Source organism: Corynebacterium lubricantis DSM 45231, from assembly GCF_000379425.1.
Taxonomy (GTDB): domain Bacteria; phylum Actinomycetota; class Actinomycetes; order Mycobacteriales; family Mycobacteriaceae; genus Corynebacterium; species Corynebacterium lubricantis.
The window spans coordinates 1-5,476 of the sequence record NZ_KB902216.1 but is presented as its reverse complement, the minus strand read 5'-3'; the positions used below and the strand labels follow the sequence as shown (position 1 = coordinate 5,476).

Sequence of the window (5,476 nt, the reverse complement as noted above, 5' to 3'; positions counted from 1 at the left end):
GGTCCGGTTGGTCGGGGCAGTGCTGGCTGAGCAGCATGAGGACTGGATGCAGCAGCGTCGGTACATGCCTCTGGCGATGCTGTCCTCGACGGCGGAGATGCTGGCGAAGGCCCGGGCAGCTGACGGCGTCGGCGTCGTTGTCGGTGACGGTCAGGAGGCTCTGGTGGCGTAAGGAATCCTGTTCCGTCAGCGGTCAGTTCATCGCTGAGTCAACCGCTGGCGGATACACCACTCAAAAGGACTTGACCCCGCACCAAATCCCACGGCGCGTCGTCGATAGTGATCAATCGACTACCTATACTCCCTCGCAGCGACTCCGTGTGCTACGCGTACTTGTCGAATGTTGCCGGATCATCCCAAATATTCTGAGCAACTGGATCGACGTTGCAACGGTGTGGTTCCTGACCACCTGTTACATGTACTTCTGGCTTGGTGGCGAAACTCGACTGGCAGCCCTTGGATGGACGACACTCATCGGCTGGCCCACGCTCATTGTCGCCGGAACGATTGCAGCACTCATCCCAGTTGCGGCGAAATGGCTACTCATCGGCCGATTCCGCACCCAGGACAAACCGCTTTTCTCCAGTTTCGTATGGCGCGGAGAACTCGTGGACGTGTTCGTCGAATCCTTGGCCATTCCAGGTATTGTCCGAATGAGCCTGGGGACTCCCATGTTCAACCTATGGCACCGACTCTTCGGGGTACGCATTGGCAATAATGTCTGGTGCGAAACCTGGTGGCTGCCGGAATTCGACCTAGTCACCTTAGAAAACGGCTCGAGCGTCAACCGCGGCACCGTCGTACAAACCCACCTCTTCCAAGACCGTGTGATGTCCATGGAACCAGTCGACATTCACGACTCCGCCACACTCGGACCCAACAGTTTCGCCCTTCCGGGAAGCACCATCGGCCAACGCGCCACCATCGGACCTGGCTCACTTGTCCAACGCCACGAAGTCGTCCCAGCAGATACCTGCTGGCAAGGAAACCCCGCCCAATACATTCCAGTGGAAGCCGCGGGCTTCCCACGCGATACCGCAACAAGCACACTTAACGACGGCACACTGAAAACGGGGATCCAATGAGCCACAGACTCACCCACCAACCTTACCCCTCACCAGGGCAAACAGGCATACGCAAAGTCTGGACGGGGCGCTACTTTGATGGCGAACCCGTCTACTTAGACCCCACCGATGACGGCAGCGACGAAGTTGGAGCCGAGGCCCAACTAGACGGCAAACGCATCATCGGCATCGATGTTGCCCGTGGCCTTGCCCTGATCGGAATGGTCGCTGTGCACACGCTACCCGGGTATGACGGCAACGGCGGAATGACCTTAAGTTTCTTTCTGGCAGCCGGCAATGCCGCCGCGCTTTTTGCCACCCTGGCCGGTGTCGGACTCGCATTCATCTCCGGAGGGCAACAACCCGTCACAGGATACCGGCTTGCCCGTGCGCGAAAACGCCTGCTGATCCGCGCTCTGGCGATCTTCCTGATTGGTCTACTGTTTAACTTCTGGCTGGAACCACCTGTGTACAACATCCTGCCCTACTACGGCATCATGTTCTTGATTGCAGTGTTTTTCATCGGCATGAGCATCCGCAAGCTGGTCGTTTCAGCCTTGCTCACGCTTGCCACGATGCCGATTGTATTGTTCCTGGTTAATCGGCACCGAGTAGACGAGCCCATTTCCAACATCACCATAGTGGATGTCTTCCAGTCCCCTGGAGACTCGTTGACCACCTTGTTCTTTACCGGAACGTATCCGGTAGCGACATGGATCTTTTACATCCTTGTCGGTCTGATCATTGGCCGCCTCCCATTGCGCAAAATTGCAACACAAGGGTATTTGGTCTTCTTCGGATTCATTACCGCAATTACTGCATGGGCGATTTCCTATCTTGGGATCTGGTACATGGGAGGCTGGGAAAAGCTCATTTCATCAGAACCACAACTGACTCTTGACGATATTGAAACCTTCATTGTCTACGGAGCAGAATTCGACTACCTGCCCACCGGCACTTTTGCGTGGCAACTTGTGGCCTCGCCACACTCCAACACGGCGCTCTCAATTCTGCACAGCACAGGTGTGGCACTGTGCGTCCTAGGGTTTTGCCTGCTGCTGTCGCGCTTTTACTCCCGTCAGCTCTCCCCCCTAGCGCTCATAGGCTCGATGACTCTGACCCTCTACCTCGGGCACCAAACATTTTTGAGCGTGGGCCTGATCAATGGTTCGCCGCTTCTCCAATTCATCACGCAGATCGCCTTCGGAATCGCATTTGCCTACGTCTGGACCCGATTCGTTAGGCAAGGACCCCTAGAATGGCTCGTGGCCAAACTATCGAAAGCAGGTGACGCGCCATTCAACGTCAGCAACACGACCCACAGACCTCCGCACAGCTGACGAAAAAACGCACCCAATTCAGAGTGCTTGTTGTCGCGATCATTACCATCGTGCTTATTGCTGCTGTTGTGATCTCCAACATGATTGTTTCGCGGCAAAGCCAAGGCGATCTTGAGCGCACCGACTGTACCTCCTGGGCTGCAGCGGACTCCCCACAAGCTTCCGCACCGGCAATCAATGCGCTCAACGGCGAAGTGGCACTCGGACAATCATTGACCGATTCCAATGACATCACCTCCCACTACCATGTCTTCGCTCACGAAATCGATCGCTCCGAACCCGTCGGCCTCCTCGTCCATCTCCACGGCGATGGTGCAGCAGAATTCGACTCCCCAAACGGTTTTGCTGCCTGTGCCGCCAACGTCGCGGCACAGCACAACTTGATCACTGTCATTCCTCACACACCCGATACACAACAAGAAACGTGGTGGCATCAGCTCTCCGTCAACCAGCATTGGTTGAACGCCCTCGTCGATCAGCTCATCACCGACTACGACCTTGATGCCGAAAAAATCTGGTGGTCCGGCTACTCCGGTGGAGCAGAAATGATCAGCTATTCCCTCCTACACGCCAACCCCGACATTGTCACCGGTGGGGCCATCATGTTCGCCGGCGGTGGCGCACCGGTAGACCAAGACCCCACTTTCGAAGCGCATTACCAACAAACCACACCTCTATATTGGGTTGTCGGTTCCAACGATGACGGCACGACTTCCGACGACGGCTTCAACGCCATCAGAGCCGTCCGCCGAGGATCCCATTGGTACGAGGACCAAGGCTTCGACAACGTCCACACAGAAATCGTCGAAGGCCACGACCACTACACACTGCCCAAGATCGATCTCATTGCAGAAATACTCAACGAACAGGACGTGTAAGCATTGCGAGGAAGCTCGGACCGGGATGCACCGCCGCTTTCGTTTTCATTGTGGCTATCGCCGCGGTGGCACTTCCTCGGACCCACGATCGGGGCGCAGCTGGGCAAGCCATTCTTCATGGGGCATGTCTCCCCCGAGCGCTACACAAGTTCCGTCTTAAGCGCGGCCGATAACCAGGGCTATTAATCCAACTCCCCCGAATATACCCAGGCACGCCAAACCACGACGGAGGCCGCCCGCAACGCTGACACCCTCGAGGACGTGTACGCCCCGCTCAAAAACACCCTAGAATCCACCTTATATTTCACGGTTCGTTAGGTCCGGTTTTTTGCTTCACGACGACCCTTGCGCGGACCTAACGCCGGACGAAATACAAAACCCCAGGTCAAATAAAGATAATATCTTACGAAGTGCACTTCTTTGAAGTTTTGAATAAAAACAGCATTATTGATTATTACCTGCAGGATACCCAGATGACAGATACTCCAGGATTGCTTTTACTCGCCGATTTTCTTCGGCAGGATCTAAACCAAGCTTGAGGAAGATGTTTGAGACATGCTTAGCCACGGCAGCCGATGAAACCACGAGCTCATCAGATATTTCCCGGTTGGACTTTCCACGGGACATCAGCTCGAGAACTTCTGTTTCCCGTGCGGTGAGCTGCGAAAGGCCGCCGCGTCCCGCCCGCATCAGCGCAGCGGCTACCGAAGGGTCGATCACAGTGCCACCACTGGCTACCAGCTCTAAGCTTTGCAGAAAGTCTGCCACCTGGGATACGCGATCTTTTAGCAGGTATCCGGTGCCAGCCACCGCCGAATGAAAGAGCTCCACCGCGTACACTGGTGCGACATACTGGCTTAAAACGAGGACGGGAAGTTCCGGGAATTCCTCCCGGATGGCAAGCGCTGCTTTGAGTCCATCGTCGGACATGTTTGGGGGCATGCGCACGTCGGTGATCAACACGTCAGGTAGCACTCCATCCTGAAAAAGATCCACTAATTCCGTTGCGGTTCCGGTTTGTGCGCTGATCTCGTGCCCTTGGCGTTCCAACAAACCTGCCAAACCCTCACGAAGCAGCGCGGAATCATCTGCAACCACAATTTTCATCTAACGTCTCCTAATCCGGTGTTACCCCGGTCCAGCAACAATGGAATACTCGCATTTACCCTGGTCGGTCCTCCAAGAGGACTTGACAGGGTCAACCGACCACCGAAAGCCGACATGCGATCGCACATACCGGCCAGGCCATGGCCGTCGATAAGCTTTGCACCACCCGGACCAGCGTCGACAATTGAAATGCTCAAGTGCGCGTCCGCCATGACCAAAACGCTCACAGGCGCATCTGGGGCGTACTTGGCAGCATTTGTCAGCGCTTCGGCAACGAAGAAGTACGCCGCAGCCAGTACCGATGGCGATAGGGTAGGCAGAGGGTGCGGGCAGCGCACCTCTACGTGCGGACCGTAGATCGCAGCAACATCATCGATGGCTGCGATAAGACCGCGTTCGTACAGCACCTGAGGACTGATGCCGTGCACAGTAGCACGCAATGCATCAAGACCATGGTGGAGATCTCGCAAGGCCTCCTGCAAGAGAGCCTGCACCTGACCTGTGGCCTCTAGCTGTGCTTCACCGATCTTCATCGCCGCCGCCACGAGATACTGTTGAGTACCGTCGTGTAAATCTCGCTCGATGCGTTGCCGTTCAATCTCGTAGGCATCCGCAACGGCGCGACGTGATTTGGTCAGCTCAGCAATCGTTTCCGCTTGCAGCTGCTCGTGGCTTTTTTGTGCGGCCCGGCTCACCGGACGGGTGACGCGACGAAACATGACTTCATAATAAACCTATGCGTATTGTCCAGGGGTAGCGCCAGCACTACCTTCAAGTTAAGTGCTGGGACCATGTTATAGGTCAAGTCCTTTTGAGTGGTGTATCCGCCAGCGGTTGACTCAGCGATGAACTGACCGCTGACGGAACAGGATTCCTTACGCCACCAGAGCCTCCTGACCGTCACCGACAACGACGCCGACGCCGTCAGCTGCCCGGGCCTTCGCCAGCATCTCCGCCGTCGAGGACAGCATCGCCAGAGGCATGTACCGACGCTGCTGCATCCAGTCCTCATGCTGCTCAGCCAGCACTGCCCCGACCAACCGGACCACCGAATCACGGTCAGGGAAGATCCCCACGACATTGGTCC

General features: G+C 56.2%; 6 protein-coding genes and 1 pseudogene. 4 read left to right on the top strand and 3 right to left on the bottom strand.

The window, feature by feature from the left end; translation table 11 throughout:
• The 4 genes and pseudogenes from A37O_RS16845 to A37O_RS15310 all read left to right on the top strand — a co-directional run.
• A pseudogene (locus A37O_RS16845) lies at window positions 1-172 on the top strand (IS256 family transposase); the annotation flags it as partial.
• On the top strand, window positions 144-1,085 hold the full coding sequence (locus tag A37O_RS0110290; RefSeq protein ID WP_245533831.1) for a hypothetical protein: 942 nt from the start codon (window positions 144-146) through the stop codon (window positions 1,083-1,085). The pseudogene A37O_RS16845 and the gene A37O_RS0110290, both read left to right, overlap by 29 nt.
• A complete protein-coding gene (locus A37O_RS15315) occupies window positions 1,082-2,404 on the top strand; it encodes a heparan-alpha-glucosaminide N-acetyltransferase domain-containing protein (protein WP_018297421.1) in 1,323 nt (440 codons plus the stop codon). Before A37O_RS0110290 ends, A37O_RS15315 begins: the two co-directional genes overlap by 4 nt.
• Window positions 2,405-2,427: 23 nt before the next feature.
• Window positions 2,428-3,282, top strand: coding sequence for an alpha/beta hydrolase (locus A37O_RS15310; protein ID WP_051077985.1), 855 nt, complete (start codon window positions 2,428-2,430; stop codon window positions 3,280-3,282).
• 444 nt (window positions 3,283-3,726) lie between these two features.
• Here A37O_RS15310 and A37O_RS0110275 read toward each other — a convergent pair whose 3' ends face one another.
• The 3 genes from A37O_RS0110275 to A37O_RS16255 form a co-directional block, all read right to left on the bottom strand.
• Window positions 3,727-4,389: a response regulator transcription factor gene (locus A37O_RS0110275; protein WP_018297420.1), complete on the bottom strand. Its 663-nt coding sequence runs from the start codon at window positions 4,387-4,389 to the stop codon at window positions 3,727-3,729.
• Window positions 4,386-5,108: a sensor histidine kinase gene (locus tag A37O_RS0110270; protein ID WP_018297419.1), complete on the bottom strand. Its 723-nt coding sequence runs from the start codon at window positions 5,106-5,108 to the stop codon at window positions 4,386-4,388. The genes A37O_RS0110275 and A37O_RS0110270 overlap by 4 nt, the downstream gene beginning before the upstream one ends.
• A 156-nt stretch (window positions 5,109-5,264) precedes the next feature.
• A partial coding sequence (locus tag A37O_RS16255; RefSeq protein WP_018295694.1) for a transposase occupies window positions 5,265-5,476 on the bottom strand: 212 nt, incomplete at its 5' end.

Coding starts and splice junctions, on each gene's coding strand:
- A37O_RS0110270 (WP_018297419.1), bottom strand. CDS start 5,108: ATGTTTCGTCGCGTCACCCGTCCGGTGAGCCGGGCCGCACAAAAAAGC.
- A37O_RS0110275 (WP_018297420.1), bottom strand. CDS start 4,389: ATGAAAATTGTGGTTGCAGATGATTCCGCGCTGCTTCGTGAGGGTTTG.
- A37O_RS15315 (WP_018297421.1), top strand. CDS start 1,082: ATGAGCCACAGACTCACCCACCAACCTTACCCCTCACCAGGGCAAACA.